This window comes from Streptomyces sp. NPDC107500 (assembly GCF_055582785.1).
Genome location: NZ_JBVJPF010000002.1, coordinates 25,166 through 41,460 on the forward strand (window position 1 = coordinate 25,166; position 16,295 = coordinate 41,460).

14 protein-coding genes and 1 tRNA gene are annotated in these 16,295 nt (G+C 74.3%); 5 read left to right on the plus strand and 10 right to left on the minus strand.

The window, feature by feature from the left end:
- Window positions 1-74 precede the first annotated feature (74 nt).
- Window positions 75-2,852, plus strand: coding sequence for a CHAT domain-containing protein (locus ACZ67M_RS06250; RefSeq protein ID WP_469850679.1), 2,778 nt, complete (start codon window positions 75-77; stop codon window positions 2,850-2,852).
- An 18-nt stretch (window positions 2,853-2,870) separates the two neighbouring features.
- On the opposite strand, the gene ACZ67M_RS06255 is transcribed toward ACZ67M_RS06250, so the two are convergent.
- Window positions 2,871-4,685 (minus strand): LuxR family transcriptional regulator AbsR2, encoded by a 1,815-nt coding sequence (locus tag ACZ67M_RS06255; protein ID WP_469849775.1) that lies wholly within the window; start codon window positions 4,683-4,685, stop codon window positions 2,871-2,873.
- A gap of 72 nt (window positions 4,686-4,757) precedes the next feature.
- On the opposite strand from ACZ67M_RS06255, the gene absR1 reads away from it, so the two are divergent.
- Window positions 4,758-5,837 carry a beta-glucuronidase AbsR1 gene (gene absR1, locus ACZ67M_RS06260; RefSeq protein ID WP_392105135.1) on the plus strand — a complete coding sequence of 360 codons (1,080 nt, stop codon included), beginning with the start codon at window positions 4,758-4,760 and terminating at the stop codon, window positions 5,835-5,837.
- Between the two features lie 170 nt (window positions 5,838-6,007).
- Here the strand turns inward: absR1 and ACZ67M_RS06265 are convergent, their stop codons facing one another.
- Window positions 6,008-6,682: a glutathione S-transferase C-terminal domain-containing protein gene (locus ACZ67M_RS06265; protein WP_469849777.1), complete on the minus strand. Its 675-nt coding sequence runs from the start codon at window positions 6,680-6,682 to the stop codon at window positions 6,008-6,010.
- 140 nt (window positions 6,683-6,822) lie between these two features.
- Window positions 6,823-6,896: transfer RNA gene (locus tag ACZ67M_RS06270), tRNA-Pro, on the minus strand.
- 207 nt (window positions 6,897-7,103) lie between these two features.
- Between ACZ67M_RS06270 and ACZ67M_RS06275 the strand changes: the two genes are divergently transcribed.
- Window positions 7,104-8,063, plus strand: coding sequence for a bile acid:sodium symporter family protein (locus tag ACZ67M_RS06275; protein WP_385798305.1), 960 nt, complete (start codon window positions 7,104-7,106; stop codon window positions 8,061-8,063).
- A gap of 154 nt (window positions 8,064-8,217) precedes the next feature.
- On the opposite strand, the gene ACZ67M_RS06280 is transcribed toward ACZ67M_RS06275, so the two are convergent.
- The 6 genes from ACZ67M_RS06280 to ACZ67M_RS06305 form a co-directional block, all read right to left on the minus strand.
- Window positions 8,218-9,543, minus strand: a complete 1,326-nt coding sequence (locus ACZ67M_RS06280) for an MFS transporter (protein WP_469849778.1) — start codon at window positions 9,541-9,543, stop codon at window positions 8,218-8,220.
- 123 nt (window positions 9,544-9,666) lie between these two features.
- Window positions 9,667-10,617, minus strand: a complete 951-nt coding sequence (locus ACZ67M_RS06285) for a VOC family protein (protein ID WP_361367821.1) — start codon at window positions 10,615-10,617, stop codon at window positions 9,667-9,669.
- On the minus strand, window positions 10,598-11,713 hold the full coding sequence (locus ACZ67M_RS06290) for a 4-oxalomesaconate tautomerase (RefSeq protein ID WP_469849780.1): 1,116 nt from the start codon (window positions 11,711-11,713) through the stop codon (window positions 10,598-10,600). Before ACZ67M_RS06290 ends, ACZ67M_RS06285 begins: the two co-directional genes overlap by 20 nt.
- Window positions 11,710-12,423: a 4-carboxy-4-hydroxy-2-oxoadipate aldolase/oxaloacetate decarboxylase gene (locus ACZ67M_RS06295; RefSeq protein WP_392017829.1), complete on the minus strand. Its 714-nt coding sequence runs from the start codon at window positions 12,421-12,423 to the stop codon at window positions 11,710-11,712. Before ACZ67M_RS06295 ends, ACZ67M_RS06290 begins: the two co-directional genes overlap by 4 nt.
- A complete protein-coding gene (locus tag ACZ67M_RS06300; protein ID WP_392017826.1) occupies window positions 12,420-13,187 on the minus strand; it encodes a PIG-L deacetylase family protein in 768 nt (255 codons plus the stop codon). The genes ACZ67M_RS06295 and ACZ67M_RS06300 overlap by 4 nt, the downstream gene beginning before the upstream one ends.
- Before the next feature lie 46 nt (window positions 13,188-13,233).
- On the minus strand, window positions 13,234-13,884 hold the full coding sequence (locus ACZ67M_RS06305) for a GntR family transcriptional regulator (protein WP_361367809.1): 651 nt from the start codon (window positions 13,882-13,884) through the stop codon (window positions 13,234-13,236).
- A gap of 156 nt (window positions 13,885-14,040) precedes the next feature.
- On the opposite strand from ACZ67M_RS06305, the gene ACZ67M_RS06310 reads away from it, so the two are divergent.
- Both ACZ67M_RS06310 and ACZ67M_RS06315 read left to right on the plus strand, forming a co-directional pair.
- Window positions 14,041-14,394 carry a cupin domain-containing protein gene (locus ACZ67M_RS06310; protein ID WP_469849783.1) on the plus strand — a complete coding sequence of 118 codons (354 nt, stop codon included), beginning with the start codon at window positions 14,041-14,043 and terminating at the stop codon, window positions 14,392-14,394.
- 107 nt (window positions 14,395-14,501) lie between these two features.
- Window positions 14,502-15,665: a Gfo/Idh/MocA family protein gene (locus ACZ67M_RS06315; protein ID WP_469849785.1), complete on the plus strand. Its 1,164-nt coding sequence runs from the start codon at window positions 14,502-14,504 to the stop codon at window positions 15,663-15,665.
- Here the strand turns inward: ACZ67M_RS06315 and ACZ67M_RS06320 are convergent.
- A complete protein-coding gene (locus ACZ67M_RS06320; RefSeq protein ID WP_469849787.1) occupies window positions 15,643-16,287 on the minus strand; it encodes a TMEM175 family protein in 645 nt (214 codons plus the stop codon). The genes ACZ67M_RS06315 and ACZ67M_RS06320 overlap by 23 nt on opposite strands.
- Window positions 16,288-16,295 lie beyond the last annotated feature (8 nt).

A 16,295-nucleotide genomic window follows, 5' to 3' on the forward strand; every position in this document is an offset into this window, starting at 1 on the left:
GTGGGGTGTGGTTCCGGAGCACTACCATCCGTGGGGTGACGGCGGGAAACGACTCGGTTCTCCAACTGCTGCCCATGGTGTTCGCCGCCCCCAACGAAGCGCTGGCGCGGGCGGAGGAACTGCTCGCGGCCGATCCGTCGCCGCTCCACGCCTCGGTCGCCCACCAGGTGATCGGCATCTGGCAGCGGGACTTCGGCGACACCCGGCTGGCCCTGGCCCACCTGCGGCGCGCCCGGGATCTGGCCTCCCGCGCGGACTCGCCCGAGCGGGAGGCGGACGTACTGGCCACGCTCGGGGTCGCGTTGGTGCATTCCGGGCGCACGCGGGAGGGGCTGGCCGCGTTCGAGCGGGGCGTGGCGCGCGGGACCGGGCACACCAGGGCGCGGGTACTGTTCCGGCGGGCGTACGTCTGGTGGGTGCTCGGCCGGCACGGCGAGGCGCTGGAGGACGTGCGGCGGGCGATCCCCGTGCTGCGGCAGGCGGACGACGTGATCTGGACGGCGCGGGCGCTGACGCTGCGGGCGACCGTGCACCTGGCGCTGGGCTCGGTGGAGCGCGCGGACGCCGACTTCACCGCGGCGGAGCGGCTGTGGGACACGACCGGCCAGGAGCACGACAAGGCGGACGCGGTGGAGAGCCGAGGGCTCGCGGCGTTCCGGTCCGGTGACGTGCCGGCGGCGCTGCGGCTGCTGGACGAGGCGGAGGAGCGGTACGCGAAGCTGGGCACGCCGACGTTCATGCTCACCATCCGGCGGTGCGAGGTGCTGATGGCGGCGGGGCTGACCACGGAGGCGCTGGCCGAGGCGGACGCGGCGACGGCCGCGCTGGACGGGATCGGCGGGCAGTCCACCCGCAGGGCCGAGCTGCTGCTGGTCGCCGCGCGGGCGGCCCGGCTGGCGGGCGAGCCGCGGACCTCGCTGGCGCGCGCGGCCCTGGCGGTGCGGCTGTTCGCCGGGCAGCGGCGCACCTGGTACGAGACGCACGCCCGGCTGGTGCTGCTGGAGGCGCGGGTCGCCACGGGGCGCGCGTCGGGGCGGCTGGTCGCGGACGCGGCGGCGGTGGCCGAACGGCTGACCGCCTTCGGGGCGCCGGCCGCGCCGGAGGCGTCGCTGCTCGCGGGCCGGATCGCGCTCGGTCTCGGCTGGACGGCGGACGCGGAACGGCATCTGGCCGTCGCCGCGCGCAGCCGGCACAGCGGTCCGCCGCTGGCGCGGATGACCGGCTGGGCGGCGCAGGCGCTGCGGGCCCGGGCGGCGGGGTCGGCGCGCGGGGTGCTGGAGGCCTGCCGACGGGGCCTGGACGTGCTCGACGACCACCGGATGACGCTGGGCGCCTCGGAGCTGCGGGCCCGGGCCACGGCACAGGGGGCCGAACTGGCGGCGCTCGCGCAGGAGGCCAGTCTGGTCTCGGGCGGGCCGCGGCGGCTGCTGGTGTGGAGCGAGCGCTGGCGGGCGACCGTGCTGACGGCGCCGCCGACCCGGCCGCCGGCCGATCCCGCGCTGCTGAGCGGCATGACGGCGTTCCGGGAGATCGCCGCCCGCGCGGAGGAGGCCCGCACGGACGGCGGCCGGCCCGTCCCCGCGCTGGAGCGTGAACAGCGGCGCCTGGAGCGGGAGATCCGCTCCCGCACCCTGCACATGCGGGGCGGCGCGCCCGGCGACGGCGATCGGTTCGACGTCGGGCGGCTGCTGCGGCGGCTGGGGGACGACGTACGGCTGGTGGAACTGGCCGTGCTCGACGGGCGGGTGCACGTGCTGCTGTGCGGACAGGGGCGGGTACGGCGGTTCGCGGCCGGTCTGCTGGCGGAGGCGGAACGGGAGGTGGAGCACGTGCAGGCCGGGCTGCGTCGGCTGGCCCATCCTGGGGCGGAGGCGCGGCTGCCCCTGGTGGAGGCGGCTGGCGCGCGCCTCCAGGAGCTGCTGCTCGGCCCCGCCGCGGCCCACCTCGGTTCCGGTCCGGTGGTGATGGTCCCGCCCGGCCGCCTGCACCGGGTGTCGTGGGCCCTGCTGCCCGCGCTGCGCGAGCGGGTGCTCAGCGTGTCGCCGTCGGCGAGCAGCTGGCTGCGCGCGAGCGGTACGGCCCCACCGCCCGGCGGCCGCCAGGTCCTGGTCCGCGGCCCGGGACTGGCGAGCGGCGGGGCCGAGGTGACGGAGCTGGCGCAGCGGTACGGGGCGGCTGGGGCGCCGGGGAGCGCAGCTCCGGGCGTGGCGGCACCGGACGCGCCCGCAGTCGGCGCGTACAGGGGGCCGGCGGGCCGGACGGACGAGCCTCCGGGCCGCGCCGGCGGGACGCCCGGCCGCACGGGCCGGGCGGTCGGCCCGGCCAACGGGTACGGCGTCCCGGGCGGCGGGGCCGGGGCGCTCGGCCGTCCCGTGCCGCGGCCCACCGTGCTGGAGGGCGACGCGGCGCGGGTGCCGCGGGTGTTGCGGGAGCTGGACGGGGCCGCGTTGGCGCACATCGCCGCGCACGGCACCTTCCGTGCGGACAGCCCGCTGTTCTCGTCGCTGCGCATGGCGGACGGGCCGCTCATCGTGCACGACCTGGAGCGCCTCGACCGCAGCCCGTACCGGATCATCCTGTCCTGCTGCGACACCGCGCGGTTCGCGTCCGTCGGCGCGGACGAGCTGCTCGGGCTGGTCACCGCGCTGCTGCCGCTGGGTACGGCAGGCGTGGTGGCGTGCAGCGCGCCCGTCAACGACGCCGCGGTGGTGCCGCTGATGCTCGCCCTGCACAAGGGCCTGGACGCCGGTCTGTCGCTGGCGGAGGCGCTGCGCGACGCGCGGGCCGCGCTGCCGGGCGACGCGGTGCACCAGGCCACCGGCTGGGCGTTCTCGGCGTTCGGGGCGGCCTGAGGCATCGCCGCCGGCGCGTCAGGCGGGCTGGGACTCGGGCAGGTCCGTCAGCCAGGGCAGGGCGCCGCGGTCGCCGGCGCCGAGGCGGGTGTAGGCGCCGTAGAGGTGGTTGCCGACGGTGCGGACGGAGAGGGTGAGGCGCTCCGCGATCTGCCGGTTGCTCAGACCCGAGGCGGCCAGTGTGACGATCTGCCGCTGGCGGGCGGTGAGTTCGCCGAGGACCAGTCCGGCCAGGGCCGGGGTGCGGGCACCCTGGCAGCGCCTGGCGAGGGCGGCGGCGCGGGTGCGGGCGGTACGGGCGGCGCGCGGGTCGCGGTGGGCGGGCACCGCCTGGGCGTGCGCCTCGGCCGCGAAGAGCAGGAAGCCGCGCCGCTCCAGCTCCTCGGCCACCCGGTCGAGCGCGGGTCCGTCCTCGCGCGCGAGGGCGTCGGCGTGCTCGGCGAAGACGCCGGTCAGCCGCCCGGCGGCACGGTCGGGGGCGCCGAGCCGTACGGCGTCGTACGGGTCGTCGGAATCGGCCGCGCGGACGGCCTCGTCGAGGTCGCCGCGCGCGGCGGCGGCCCAGGCGGCCGTGGCGTGGCTCTCCGTCGGCGTCTCGCCCGACTGGGCGGTGGCCAGGGCGAGTTCAGTGAGGCAGGAGGAGTCGTCGAGGCTCGTCCGCAGTCCCTCCCGGGCCCACGCGGCGGCCTCGCTCAGCCGCCCGCGCAACCGGGCGAACCGGGCGCGCAGCGCTGCGTACCCGGCATGCAGCGGCGCTCCCTCGGCCGCCAGCCACTCCCCCACGGGCGTCTCCAGCTCCCGTACGTCGGCCTGTTCGATGCGCAGCGCGAGGGCGGTCCGCTCCGCCTCCAGGGCGGGGCCGCACTGGTCGGGGGTGCGGCCCAGGCGCCGGGCCCGCAGCCGGCCCGCGGCGGCGCGCAGGACCGGGCCGTGCAGGGGGTGGGCGAGCCGGGCGGTGCCCCGGTCGTCGGCCGTGACCAGGCCGTCCGCCTCCAGGCGCTCCAGGATCCGTGCGTCGAGGTCGTCCGGGTCGACGGGCAGGGGCTCGGCGAAGGCCAGGCGTTCGAGCGTCTCGCGCTCCTCGGGGCGCTCGCGGTGGAGGAGCTGCGCGGTGCGTTCCCGCACCGCCGCGGTGATCGGTACGGGCCCCCGCCAGGCCCGCTGGTCCGTACCGGGCACCGGCACGAGCAGGCCGTGCTCCCGTACGGCGGTCAGCAGGTCGCGCAGCAGCCGCAGGTCCCCCCGGCACAGGCGGTGCAGCCGGTCGGCGGTGAGGGGTTCCAGGCGGGTGCCCGCCTCCGCGGTGAGCAGTTCGGCGGTCTGCTCGGCCGGCAGCGGTTCCAGGGCGAGGCGCGGCAGCAGTTCACCGGACCACAGCCGGGACACCGCGCCCGGTACGGCGGGGCCCTCGGTGGCGACCACCAGGAGGCGGGTACGGCCGTGCACGGCGAGTTGGTGCACCAGGGCGGCCGAGGCGCTGTCGAGCAGGTGCGCGTCGTCGACCAGCAGCAGCCGTACGCCGGACAGCAGGTGTACCGCGCGGTGCAGGGTGACGCCTTCGGGCAGCAGGTGGGCGAAGGCGGCGAAGGGGATGTCCCGGGCCTCGGGCGTGCCGGCCGCGCGGGCGCAGTCCAGTCCGCGCAGGGCCTCGGTCACCAGCCGGGTCTTGCCGAAGCCCGCCGGGCCCGTCACCACGAGGCCGCCCCGTCCGGCGGCCACGGACCGGCGCACCAGCTCCAGTTCGTCCGTCCGCCCGGTGAAGGGCCAGGGCGTCCGCAGCGTCTTCGCGTCGCGCAGAGAAGTCGTCACGACAACATGAGCCGGCTTGCTCATCCCTGATACAGGGTGACTTGAGTACCCCTCGACTCAGGCGCCGGGTCCCGGCCGGACGGCACGCTGGGGGCCATGACCGCACGCTACTGCTCGCTCGCGCAGCAGCCGCTCCCCGCGTTCACGCCGGGGCTGGCCGCCGAGCGTGTCGCCGCGCTCGTCGGCGGGCAGCGGATGTGGGTCGACGGAACCGTTCTGCACTACTGCTTCCTGGGCGGCGACACCGACGACTCGGTGGTCCCGATGCGGGGGTCCGGCCGGCCGCGGCGGGAATCGTGGGTGGGGACCGAGGAGCAGCGGGACGTGGTGCGCGACTGCTTCCGGGAGTGGCGGGACCTCGGCATCGGGGTTGTTCTCACCGAGGTGCGGGACCGCTCGGAAGCGGAGCTGCGCATCGGCTTCCAGCCCGGTGACGGATCCTGGTCGGCGATCGGCAAGGACGCCCTCCGGGTCGGTCTGAACGACCGCACGATGAACTTCGGCTGGGACCTGACCGCGCCGGGTGAGCGCGCGACGGCCCTGCACCAGATCGGGCACGCGCTCGGCATGCTGCACGAGCACCAGAGCCCGTTCGCGGGCATCCTCTGGGACGACGAGGCGGTCTACGCGGAGCTGGCGGGCCCGCCCAACCACTGGAGCCGGGAGCGGACCTTCCACAACATCCTGCGCAAGCTCGACGGCGACGAGGCCAACGGACCGGTCTGGGACCCGCAGTCGATCATGGAGTACCCCTTCCCGTCGGGCCTGATACTGGAGCCCGAGCACTACCGCTCGGGACTCCAGCCGCCCGGCACCCTGTCCGCCGCCGACAAGGAGTTCGCCCTGCGCTGGTACCCGCCCACCGGCCGGCCGGGTCCGCTGGTGCCGTTCCGTTCGGTGCCGCTGGGCCTCGGGCCGGGCGAGCAGGCCGACTTCCGGCTGGACCCGCCGGAGACCCGCGAGTACACCGTGGGCACCTTCGGGGACAGCGACGCCGTCGTCGTGGTCTTCGAGGAGCGGGACGGCGTGCCCCGCTTTCTCGTGGGGCAGGACGACGGCGGCACCTCCCGCAACGCCACCATCAGGGCCCGATTCGTCAAGGGCCGCCGCTATGTCGTCCGGGTGCGCCTGTACTCCTCGTGGGGTGCGGGCGAGACCGCGGTCATGTGCTGGTGACCGCGCGGCTCCGCAAGCACCCGGGCGCCGCGGCCACAGTCCGGCGCCGGGGGCCGGCCGCGGACGCCACCTTCGGGGGAGGGTGACGTCCGCGGCACATGCCGTGTCCGCCGCTGGGGGGCGGCGGACACGGCCACTTCCGTGGTCCGGCGAGCGCCGACTGCCTTGTGTCAGACGGGACGGCCCGCCAGGTGCCGCCCGAAGGCGGGGTGCGCGGTCAGGTTCCGCAGGTGGGACCGGAGAGCCGGGTGGCCGGCCCCGTGACCGGGACGGTCGCGCCGGACGAGGGCCGCCCACACCTGGACGTCGGCCGCGGTGAGCCGGTCGCCGACGACGTGGGAGTGCGCGGTCAGGCGCCGCTCCAGACGGTCGAGTACGCCGGGCAGCGCCGCGGGCTCGGCGGCCCGGGCGCACAGCTCCTCGACGGCCGCCAGCTCCGCCTCGGCACCGGACGGGTACAGCACCGGCCCCGCGGCGGGGGTGAAGGAGCGGGCGAGGTCACGCATGATGTCGCGCGCGTGCGTGGACACGATCCGGCCGGACCAGCCGTCGCTGAGCACCGGCGCGACGGCCGGACCCCGGTAGTGGTGGGCGCTCGCCTCGTAGAGGGGGCGCAGGACGGAGTGGCCGCCGTCGGCCCGGTCGGGGACCGGGTCCAGGAGGGTGACCGGACAGATCTCGTCCAGGGCGAGAAGGCTGTGCACGACGGCGATGCCCAGACAGTCGTCGTGACCGGGCGACAGGTGGAGGCGGTAGCGTCGCGGCACGGCGTAATGCCCGCTGCGCGGGTCGCGGCCGATCCGGCCCCGGAAGGCGGGAGCGGGGGTGAGCGGTGTGACGGACATGGTTCTCCCCACGGTTCCCTACCTATTCACTAGGATTACCCGGGAAGTGTCGACCGGGGTCCGGGGCGCGTCAAGGGGGCGTCCGCCCATCAAGAAAAGGGCCCCCGCGAGCTGTCGCCCGCGAGGACCCTTCACCACCGTCGGGACGACAGGATTTGAACCTGCGACCCCTTGACCCCCAGTCAAGTGCGCTACCAAGCTGCGCCACGTCCCGGTGCGCGATCCGCGGATTCCCGTGATCGCGCTGGTCAACCCTACCTCATCCGGGGGACGGTGCGGAGACGGGCCGGACGGTGGAACACCTGCCGGAGCGGGACCGGATGGGCCGCGACTGAACGCGGTCGCCTGCACGCACCCGTACCGATGATCACATCGCGAGACGGTTTTGCGTCATGTGCCCGACCAGGCGTTACCTCGCACGGTGCGAACCGAACGACCCGAACAGGCCAGTACCGACGTCACCGCCGACCGCTCCGCGCGGCGGGCCGTGACCGTCTTCCCCATCCTCGTCCTCGTGGCCGGCGCGCTCGGCCTGCTGCTCCCCGGCGGTTTCACCGGGTGGAGCGGGGCCGTGCCGTACCTGCTGGGCGTCGTGATGTTCTGCATGGGCATCACCATGACCCCGGAGGACTTCCGCGGGGTCGCCAGGCGTCCCTGGGCGGTGGCCCTGGGGCTGGTCGCGCACTACGTCATCATGCCCGGGCTCGGCTGGGCCGTGGCCCACCTGCTCGACCTCCCCCCGCAGCTCGCGGCCGGCGTGATCCTGGTCGGCTGTGCGCCCAGCGGCACGGCCTCCAACGTGGTGACGTACCTCGCTCGCGGCGACGTCGCCCTCTCCGTCTCCGTCGCCACCGTCTCCACGCTGGTCGCGCCGCTGGTCACCCCGCCGCTGACGCTGCTGCTGGCCGGCGAGTACCTGCCGGTGGACGCCGGGTCCATGGTCACCGACATCCTCAAGACGGTCCTGCTGCCGGTCCTCGCGGGCGTCGTCGTACGGCTGCTCGCGGGGCGGTACGTGCAGCGGGCGCTGCCGGCGCTGCCCTGGCTGTCGGCGCTGACGATCGCCGTGATCGTCGCGGTGGTCGTGGCGGGCAGCGCGGACGCCATCAAGTCGGCCGCCGGGCTGGTGTTCGTCGCGGTGGTCCTGCACAACGGCCTCGGCCTGGCCCTCGGTTACGGAGCGGGCCGCCTCGGCCGCCTCGGTGAGCCCGGCAGCCGGGCGATGGCCTTCGAGGTGGGCATGCAGAACTCCGGCCTCGCGGCATCCCTGGCCACGGCCCACTTCAGCCCCCTGGCGGCCCTCCCCGCGGCGGTCTTCTCCGTCTGGCACAACATCTCCGGCGCCCTGACGGCCGCGTGGCTGTCACGCCGGGGGCGATAGGGCGGACGTTCGGCCCTCCCTCCGGGTCGACCGTACGGCGGCCCCGCCGCGGCTTCCGTCTCCGGGCACGTACCGGGGGCGGCCGCCACCGGCGGGACCCGCCACCCCGGTCGCGCCGCGCCCCCTCGGCTCCCCCGGCCTCCGCCGCGGGCGTTCAGTGCGCGGCGATCAGATCCTTGTCGCCCTGACTCACGGCGGCCTCGTGCCGTGACGTGCGCAGCGCCGCGATGCCGATGAAGACCATCGACGAGAAGCCGGCGAGTGCGAAGGCGGTGAAGCCCCAGTCGCCCTTGTTCGCGGCGAGGAGCTGACCGCCCAGCCAGGGACCGAAGACCGCGCCGAAGCGGCCCATGCCGGAGGTCCAGCCGACGGCGGTGGCGCGGTTGGCCGGGGCGGAGCCGATGGAGACGGTCGCGTAGATCATGGTCTGCGCGCTGTTGAGGAAGACTCCGGTGAGGAAGACGACCACGAAGGTCAGCGCCGTCGGCATGTGGACGCTGAGCAGGAAGACGCCGCAGGCGGTCAGCGCGAACCAGATCGCCGAGATACGCGGGGCGCCGAACCGGTCCGAGGCACGGCCCGCGACCAGCATGCCCACGATGCCGCCGAGGTTGAACAGCACGACGAAGGTCAGCGCGGAGCCCAGCTCGTAGCCCTCGCCGCGCATCAGGGTCGGGAGCCAGGTGGCGACGCCGTAGACGAGCAGCAGCCCGCCGAAGGAGGCCAGCCAGTACAGCAGCGTCTGGATCCACTCGCGGCCCCGGAACAGCCCGGCCAGGTTCTCCCACCGGCCGGTGGCGGTGGCGGCGGGGGCCGCGGGGAGTTCGACGGCGTAGCGGGCGGCCAGCTCGCGGGCCCGGTCGGTCCGGCCCTGGGCGACCAGGAAGCTCAGCGACTCGGGCAGGTACCTCAGCAGCACGGGGACGAAGAGCAGCGGGACCACGCACACCCAGAAGGCGGCGCGCCAGCCGAGCGGTTCCACGATCCACAGGGCCACGTAGGCGGAGAGGATGCCGCCCGCGTGGTGGGCGGTCATCAGCAGGCCGATGACGAGGGCGCCGCGCCCGCGCGGGGCGTAGTCGGAGACCATGCTGATCGCGGTCGGCAGCAGACCGCCGAGGCCGACGCCGGCCAGGGTCCGGCCGAGGCCGAACACGGCGACACCGTCCGCGATCGCGCAGAGCCCCGAGGCCAGCGAGAACAGCGCGACGCAGGAGACAATCAGCTTCTTGCGGCCGATCCGGTCGGCCACCGTGCCCGCGGTGAGCGCGCCGAGCAGCATGCCGAAGGTGGCGTAGCTGCCGAGGTCGCCGGCCTGCCCCGAGGTGATGCCGAGCGCCTTCTCCTCGAGCATGTGGGGCAGCACCGAGCCGTAGATGAACATGTCCAGGCCGTCGAAGAGCACGGCGAGCCAGCAGAGGCCGACGACCAGCAGGGCCAGTCTGCTGCCGCGGGCGGACAGCGCGGGTGAGGAGGACATCGTTGTTTCCTCTCGTCCAGGAGGCGGTGCCTGGAGGGGACTGTGTGGGGGCGACGCTAAGGACCCCACTCCAAAGTGTCAACGCTTTTGTTGACAATCCCCGCCCGCGCTGTGCGCCCCCTGTCAGCCGACTGTCGGAGTGCCGTGGGTGTGGAAGGACGCGATGGTCCGCAGGCCCCACGCCTGCCCCTTGGCGCGCTCGGCCTCGGTCCAGGTGACGAGCGGCCAGTCGGGCGCCAGCACCAGCCGCGTGAGCGGGTTGCACAGCTCGATGCGGTTGCCGCCGGGCTCGTAGACGTACAGGAAGAACGTCTGCTGGATGGCGTGCTTGTGCGGTCCCGTCTCGATGAACACACCGGTGTCGACGGCGAGGTCCGCGGCGCGCAGGATGTCCTCGCGGGTGTCGGCCGCGAAGGCGATGTGGTGCAGGCGCCCGGAGGTGCCGGTCCAGTCCTCGGTGTAGACGACGTCGTACGACTTGTCGGTGAAGGTCAGCCAGCGGGCGGCGATCCGCCCGGAGTCGAGACGGATCTGCTCGGTGGGCCGGGCGCCGAGGAGCTGTTCCTGGAACTCGGCGTTGGCGAGGACGTCGGCGGCGAGGAAGTTGACGTGGTCGAGCCGGCGTACGCCCACGCCCCGGTTGGGTTTGGCCTGCGCCTGGTTCTTCAGCGCCGGCCGCAGTTCCTCCGGGGCCCGGTAGTGCTCGCTCTCCCAGTACAGGGCGTGTTCGTGGCCGTCGGGGTCGGTGGTGACGTAGAGCGGGCCGAGGCCCGGTTCGTCCTCCACCCACTTCCCGGGGCGGCCGGCGGCCTCCAGGGCCGCCACCCGGCGCCGCAGCGCCTCCTGGCAGGAGGCGCGCAGGGCGAGGCGGCCGAGGCCGGCCCGCTCGCGCGCGGTGAGCACCAGGCTGTGGTGCTCGTAGTCGTCGAACGTGCGCAGGTAGACGGTGTCACCGTCCTGGCCGTTGACGGTGAGGCCGAGGTAGTCCGTGAAGAAGGCGACGCTGGCGTCCAGGTCGGGGGTGAACAGCTGGGCGTGGCCGACATGGGCGATGTCACGAAGCGGCGGAGTCATGGTGCCCTCCAGGGCGTTGTGCGGGGGTCGGCGCCGCCGCGGCGGACCGGGGGAAGACGGTGCCGTCGAAGATCTTGCGCGCGGTGCGTACGACGGCGGTACGCCGGACCACGGGGGTGCCGGGGTCGACCTGGACGTCGACCTCCAGGAAGCCCGTGGGGTGTTCCACGCGTACGCGGTCGCCGGATCCGGGGAGTCGCGCTATCCCCTCCCCCACCCCGCCGGGCAGCCGCAGGCCCGCGGCGACGCTCGCCGCGCCGAGGACGCCGATGGAGGTGTGGCAGCGGACGGGGATGAAGGTGCGGGTGGCGACCGCGCCGCCGTCCCGGGGCGGGGCCAGCAGGGTGAGCTTGGGCACGGTGGTGCCCTCGACGTCGCCGAGGCCCATCAGGCGCCCGGCGGCCGACCGTATCTCGCGCAGGCGGCCGGCGAGCACCGCGTCCCCCTCCAGTTCCGCGGGCGTCTCGTGGCCGCCGACCCCGAGCGCGGCGGCCGGGATCAGCACGACCGGCATGCCGTTGTCGACGCAGGTCACCTCGGTGCCGGCGACGGTGTCGCGGACGTTGCCCGTGGGCAGCAGCGGGCCGGTGCCCTGCGGGAACTCGATGACGACCGCGGCGGCGGTCCCGGGCACCCCGGATATCGCCGCGGTGCCGGTGGGGTCGACCCGCCCGCCCGGGGTCGGGAAGGTCGCGACGGCGAGTTCACCCGTGTTGAGCATCCGGATGCGCACGGACGTCTCGGTGTCCCCGGCCGGGACGAGTCCGCGCTCCACGGCGAACGGGCCCACCCCGGCGAGGATGTTGCCGCAGTTCTGCCGGTCGGTGACCTCGGGCGCGTCCACGGCGACCTGGAGGAACAGGTAGTCGACGTCGGCGTCCGGGTCGGCCGAGCCGGACACCACGGCGACCTTGCTGGTCAGCGGGTGGCCGCCGCCGAGCCCGTCGATCTGGCGCGGGTCGGGGCTGCCCATGACGCGCAGCAGCAGGGCGTCGCGGGCGGCGGGGTCCGCGGGCAGGTCGCCGGCGAGGAAGTAGGCGCCCTTGGAGGTGCCGCCGCGCATCAGGGTGCAGCGCACCTCCTCGGGGGCGCTCATGACGGCTCCCCGGCGGCGGACGTGTACTCCTCGTACGACTGGTAGGTCACGCCGAGCTGCTTGAGCTTCTCGCGCAACCCGTAGCGGTCCAGACCCAGTTGGCCGTCGAGGAAGGCGGCGCGGGCACCGGCCTCCTTCGCCTCGCGCGCCTCGGACGCCTCGGCGGTCCGCCTGGCCCGTTCGCGGGGGACGACCACCACACCGTCGTCGTCGGCCACGATCACGTCGCCGGGGCGGATCACCTGGCCGTCGACGGCGACCGGGACGTTGACGGAGCCCCCGGTGGCCTTGACCGTGCCCTGGGCACTGACCGCGCGGGACCATGCGGCGAAGCCCATCTCCCGCAGCTCCTGGGTGTCGCGGATCCCGGCGTTGATCACCAGGCCGCGTACGCCGCGCCGTTGGAGGGCGGTGGCGAACAGCTCGCCGAACATGCCGTCGGTGGAAGGGGAGGTGGTGGTGACGACCAGGACGTCGCCCTCGCCGCACTGCTCGACGGCGGCGTGGATCATCAGGTTGTCGCCGGGCCAGCCGAGGACGGTGACGGCGGTGCCGGCGATCCGTACGCCCTGCTGTACCGGGCGCAGTTCCGGCCCGAGCAGTCCGGTGCGGCCCATCGCCTCGCCGACCGTGGCCACGCCGTACCCGGCGAGCGCCTCGACGTCGGCGGCGTCCGCCTTCGGGGGGTTGGTGACGACGACGCCGCTCATGCCAGCTCCTTCGCGATCTGCGGGTAGGGGCGCATGTACGCCTCGGCCATGGTCGTGTGGGCGAGTCCCAGGTTGGGGCCCGCGTTGCGCTTGAGCTGGACGCCGCGGCGGACGGCGAGGTCGGTGTAGTAGTCCCACAGGTGCCGCTGGGCGGCGAGGCACTCCATGGCCTCGCGCTTGGTCTCCCACACATCGGTGATGTCGAGCAGCACCTCGGGCCGGAAGCCGCTCATCTCGGGCTGGTGGGGCTCGAAGTAGAAGACGGGCGGGGCGCCGATGATCTCGCCCTGGGCCGGGTAGCCGATGGCCTGGGCGAGGACGCGGGCCTGGAGGGCGAGGCGGTTGGCGGCCGGGTGGTCGCCGTTGTAGGGGTCCTCGACGGGGTGGGTGAGCACGACGTCGGGCTGGGTGGCGCGGTAGACCTCGACGAGCCGGTCGGTCAGTTCGGGGGTGGCGGTCAGCGGGTAGTCGCCGGCGTCGAAGAAGCGGACCTCGGCGCCGAGGGCGGCGGCGGCCCGCTCGGCCTCGTCCCGGCGCAGTGCCTTGATCTCCGCCAGCGTCCTCCCCTCCCGCCAGGCCTTGGCGGACTCGCCGCGCTCGCCGAAGGTCAGGCAGACGATGGTCACCTTCTCCCCGCGTGCGGCGGCCAGGGCGATGGCGCCGCCCGCCCGCCACACGAAGTCACCGGCGTGCGCGGTGACGACGAGGGTCGAACGGGCGAGTGCCGAACGGGGGACGGCGGCGGGCGCGTTGCCGTGGGTCATGCTCGGGTCTCCTTGCTGGACAGGGGCGCCCGCCTCGGTGTGTGCGTCAGTCGCGCAGCGCCTCGATCACACTGGTGAGGTGGGCCCGGACGGCCGCCTCGGCGGCCTGGGGGTCCCTGGCCTCGATCGCCTCGATCATGGCCAGGTGCTCGTTCAGGGATTGCTGTGGCCGCCCGGGGCGCAGCGCCAGCTGGAAGCGGTGGCGCACCAGTTGGGCGTTGAGCCGTTCCAGCAGTTCCACCGCCGTGTGCTGGCCGGAGAACTCCCGGATCCTGGCGTGGAGTTCGTGGTTGAGATCCGAGTAGGTCAGCGGTTCGCCCGCGGCCACGGCCTTGCGCATCGCCGAACCCAGCTCCTTCAGCTGGGCGAGTTGCCCGTCGTCGACGGCCGCGGCGGCCTTGGCCGCGCAGAGCCCTTCGAGGACCAGGCGGCATTCGGTGATGGCGACCGCCTCCTCCACGGTCACCACCCGTACGCGTGAACCGCGGTTGCGGATGCGCTCGACGAGCCCCTGGGCCTCCAGGTCGATCAGCGCGGCCCGGATACTGGCCCGGGTCACGCCGAACTGCTCGGCGAGTTCGTTCTCCACCAGCCGCTGCGCGGGTGCCATGTCGCCGCGCAGGATCGCCTGCCGCAGCTGGCCGAGCGCAAGCTGTTTGGCCTGCTCCCCGGTGCCCGGACGGGCTTGGTTCGGCATGGTCGCCCTCCCTGAGTGAGTGCCTGTCGAACGTAAATCTAGCCAAACAAGATTGTCAACAATTTTGTTCGCGTTGACGGAGTGTCGTAGCAGCCGGCCGGTTTCCGCACACCCTGTCTCCCCCGCGCCGCCGTGCGCCCCGGCTAGCGTCGCGGCATGACCCACAGCTTCGTCGTCCACGTGCCCGACGCGGAACTCGAACCCGAGCCGCTCTCCCCCGACCAGATCGTGTCCGGTGACCCCGAGGTGACGGGCAAGGTGGTCTGGGAGTCGGCGGACGGCAGGCAGGTGCGGGGCATCTGGCAGATCACGCCGGGCGTGGTCACCGACACCGAGGCGGACGAGCTGTTCGTCGTGCTCAGCGGCTCGGCCACCATCGAGGTCGAGGGCGGCCCGACGCTGAGGGTCGGGCCCGGCGACCTGGCCGTGCTGCGCGAGGGCGACCGTACGACGTGGACGGTGCACGAGACGCTGCGCAAGGCGTACGCGATCAACCTCAGCGGCTCCTGAGGTCCAGTGGTTGCCCGGAGCTTTGTCCTGTCAAAAGGTTGACATGATGCCGACGCCCGCCCAGGGTGGCCTGGACAGATCACGGACAGGTCCGAAGAGGGGCTCTCATGGTCGACGCACTCGGGGTCGCCGTCGTCGGTTTCGGCTGGATGGGCCGGGTGCACACCCAGGCGTACGCCCGGGTCCGGCACCACTACCCGCGGCTCGCCCTGCGGCCGGAACTGGTCGCCGTCGCGGAGGAGGTGCCGGGGCGGGCCGAGGAGGCCGCCGAGCAGTTCGGGTTCGCCTCGACGACCCGTGACTGGCGGGAGGTGGCCGCAGACCCGCGCGTGGGCGCGGTCAGCATCACCGCACCGAACTTTTTGCACCGCGAGATCGCCGTGGCGATGGCGGAGGCCGGCAAGCACATCTGGATCGAGAAGCCGGTCGGTCTGACCACCGGCGACGCCCGCGCGGTCGCGGACGCGGTCGCCGCTGCGGGCGTCCAGGGCGCGGTCGGCTTCAACTACCGCAACGCGCCCGCCGTGGAGGCCGCCCGCGACCTGATCGCCACCGGCGGGATCGGCACCGTCACGCACGTCCGCATCCGCCTCTTCAGCGACTACGCCGCCCATCCCGAGTCCGCGCTCACCTGGCGCTACGAGCGCGAGCGCGGCGGCAGCGGGGTGCTCGGCGACCTGGCCTCGCACGGCGCCGACCTGGCCCGTTTCCTGCTCGGCGACATCACGTCCCTGACCGCCGACACGGCGGTCTTCCTGCCCGAGCGGGCCCGGCCCACGGCCGCGACGGCGGGTCACTCACGGTCCGCGGGCGGCGAGTTGGGGCCGGTCGAGAACGAGGACTACGTCAACTGCCTGCTGCGCTTCGCGTCCGGCGCCCGGGGTGTCCTGGAGGCCTGCCGGGTCTCGGTCGGGGAGCAGAACAACTACGGCTTCGAGGTGCACGGCACCACGGGCGCGGTGTTCTGGGACTTCCGCCGCATGAACGAACTGGGCGTCAGCCGGGGCACGGAGTACCAGGACCAGCCGGTCTCCACGGTGTACGTCGGGCCCGGGCACGGCGAGTTCGCCGCCTTCCAGCCCGGTGCCGCGAACGCCATGGGCTACGACGACCTCAAAGTGGTGGAGGCGTACCGCTTCCTGCGCTCGGTCGCGGAGGGCGTGCCGCACGGCGCCGGCCTGCCGGACGCCGTGCACAGCGCCGCCGTACTGGAGGCGATGGCGCGGTCGGCGCTGAGCGGCGGCTGGGTCACTCCCGAGGTTCCCGCCTGACCGCGGGCGGGCGGCTCGCCCGCACCGCCCACCTGCCGATCAGGACCTTCACCGGGGGCAGGACGAGCCAGCCCCACATGGCCGCGGGGCCGACCGCGAGGGCGAGCGGGACGCTGAGCGCGAACACCACGACCGAGGCGGCGAGATCCAGGCCGTAGATCAGGAAGCCCTCCTCGGGGACGGTGTCGCCGCGCAGCCAGGGCCGGGCGGCCAGTAGCGCGACCAGGGCGAGGTGCGAGGCGCCCAGGGAGGCCACCGCCGCCGCGTAGATGGCGACGGAGGCCGGCTCGTGGCCGTACTCGGAGATGAGCGTGGTGGGGAAGGGCACGAGGGCGGCGACGCCGAGGCCGAGCAGCGACAGGGTGATCACCTGGCCGTCGACCCGCTCGACGAAGCGGAAGATGCGGCGGTGGTCGCGCCAGAAGACACCGAGCACGACGACGCTCAGCGCGTACGCCCCCAGGTTGGGCACCATCTCCCGCAGCGCGTCGCGGTACGCCGCCGGATCGAGGCCGCGGGGCATGGAGAAGTCGAGGACGAGCAAGGTGATGGCGATCGCGAAGACGCCGTCGGCCAGCGCCACCACCCGCTCGGGTCCGCCGACCGGAGTCGATTTCCACATGCCCCCGA

Coding starts and splice junctions, on each gene's coding strand:
- ACZ67M_RS06305 (WP_361367809.1), bottom strand. CDS start 13,884: ATGCCGAACCAAGCCCGTCCGGGCACCGGGGAGCAGGCCAAACAGCTT.
- ACZ67M_RS06280 (WP_469849778.1), bottom strand. CDS start 9,543: ATGTCCTCCTCACCCGCGCTGTCCGCCCGCGGCAGCAGACTGGCCCTG.
- ACZ67M_RS06310 (WP_469849783.1), top strand. CDS start 14,041: ATGACCCACAGCTTCGTCGTCCACGTGCCCGACGCGGAACTCGAACCC.
- ACZ67M_RS06300 (WP_392017826.1), bottom strand. CDS start 13,187: ATGACCCACGGCAACGCGCCCGCCGCCGTCCCCCGTTCGGCACTCGCC.
- ACZ67M_RS06265 (WP_469849777.1), bottom strand. CDS start 6,682: ATGTCCGTCACACCGCTCACCCCCGCTCCCGCCTTCCGGGGCCGGATC.
- ACZ67M_RS06295 (WP_392017829.1), bottom strand. CDS start 12,423: ATGAGCGGCGTCGTCGTCACCAACCCCCCGAAGGCGGACGCCGCCGAC.
- ACZ67M_RS06320 (WP_469849787.1), bottom strand. CDS start 16,287: ATGTGGAAATCGACTCCGGTCGGCGGACCCGAGCGGGTGGTGGCGCTG.
- ACZ67M_RS06250 (WP_469850679.1), top strand. CDS start 75: ATGGTGTTCGCCGCCCCCAACGAAGCGCTGGCGCGGGCGGAGGAACTG.
- ACZ67M_RS06255 (WP_469849775.1), bottom strand. CDS start 4,685: ATGAGCAAGCCGGCTCATGTTGTCGTGACGACTTCTCTGCGCGACGCG.
- absR1 (WP_392105135.1), top strand. CDS start 4,758: ATGACCGCACGCTACTGCTCGCTCGCGCAGCAGCCGCTCCCCGCGTTC.
- ACZ67M_RS06290 (WP_469849780.1), bottom strand. CDS start 11,713: ATGAGCGCCCCCGAGGAGGTGCGCTGCACCCTGATGCGCGGCGGCACC.
- ACZ67M_RS06285 (WP_361367821.1), bottom strand. CDS start 10,617: ATGACTCCGCCGCTTCGTGACATCGCCCATGTCGGCCACGCCCAGCTG.
- ACZ67M_RS06315 (WP_469849785.1), top strand. CDS start 14,502: ATGGTCGACGCACTCGGGGTCGCCGTCGTCGGTTTCGGCTGGATGGGC.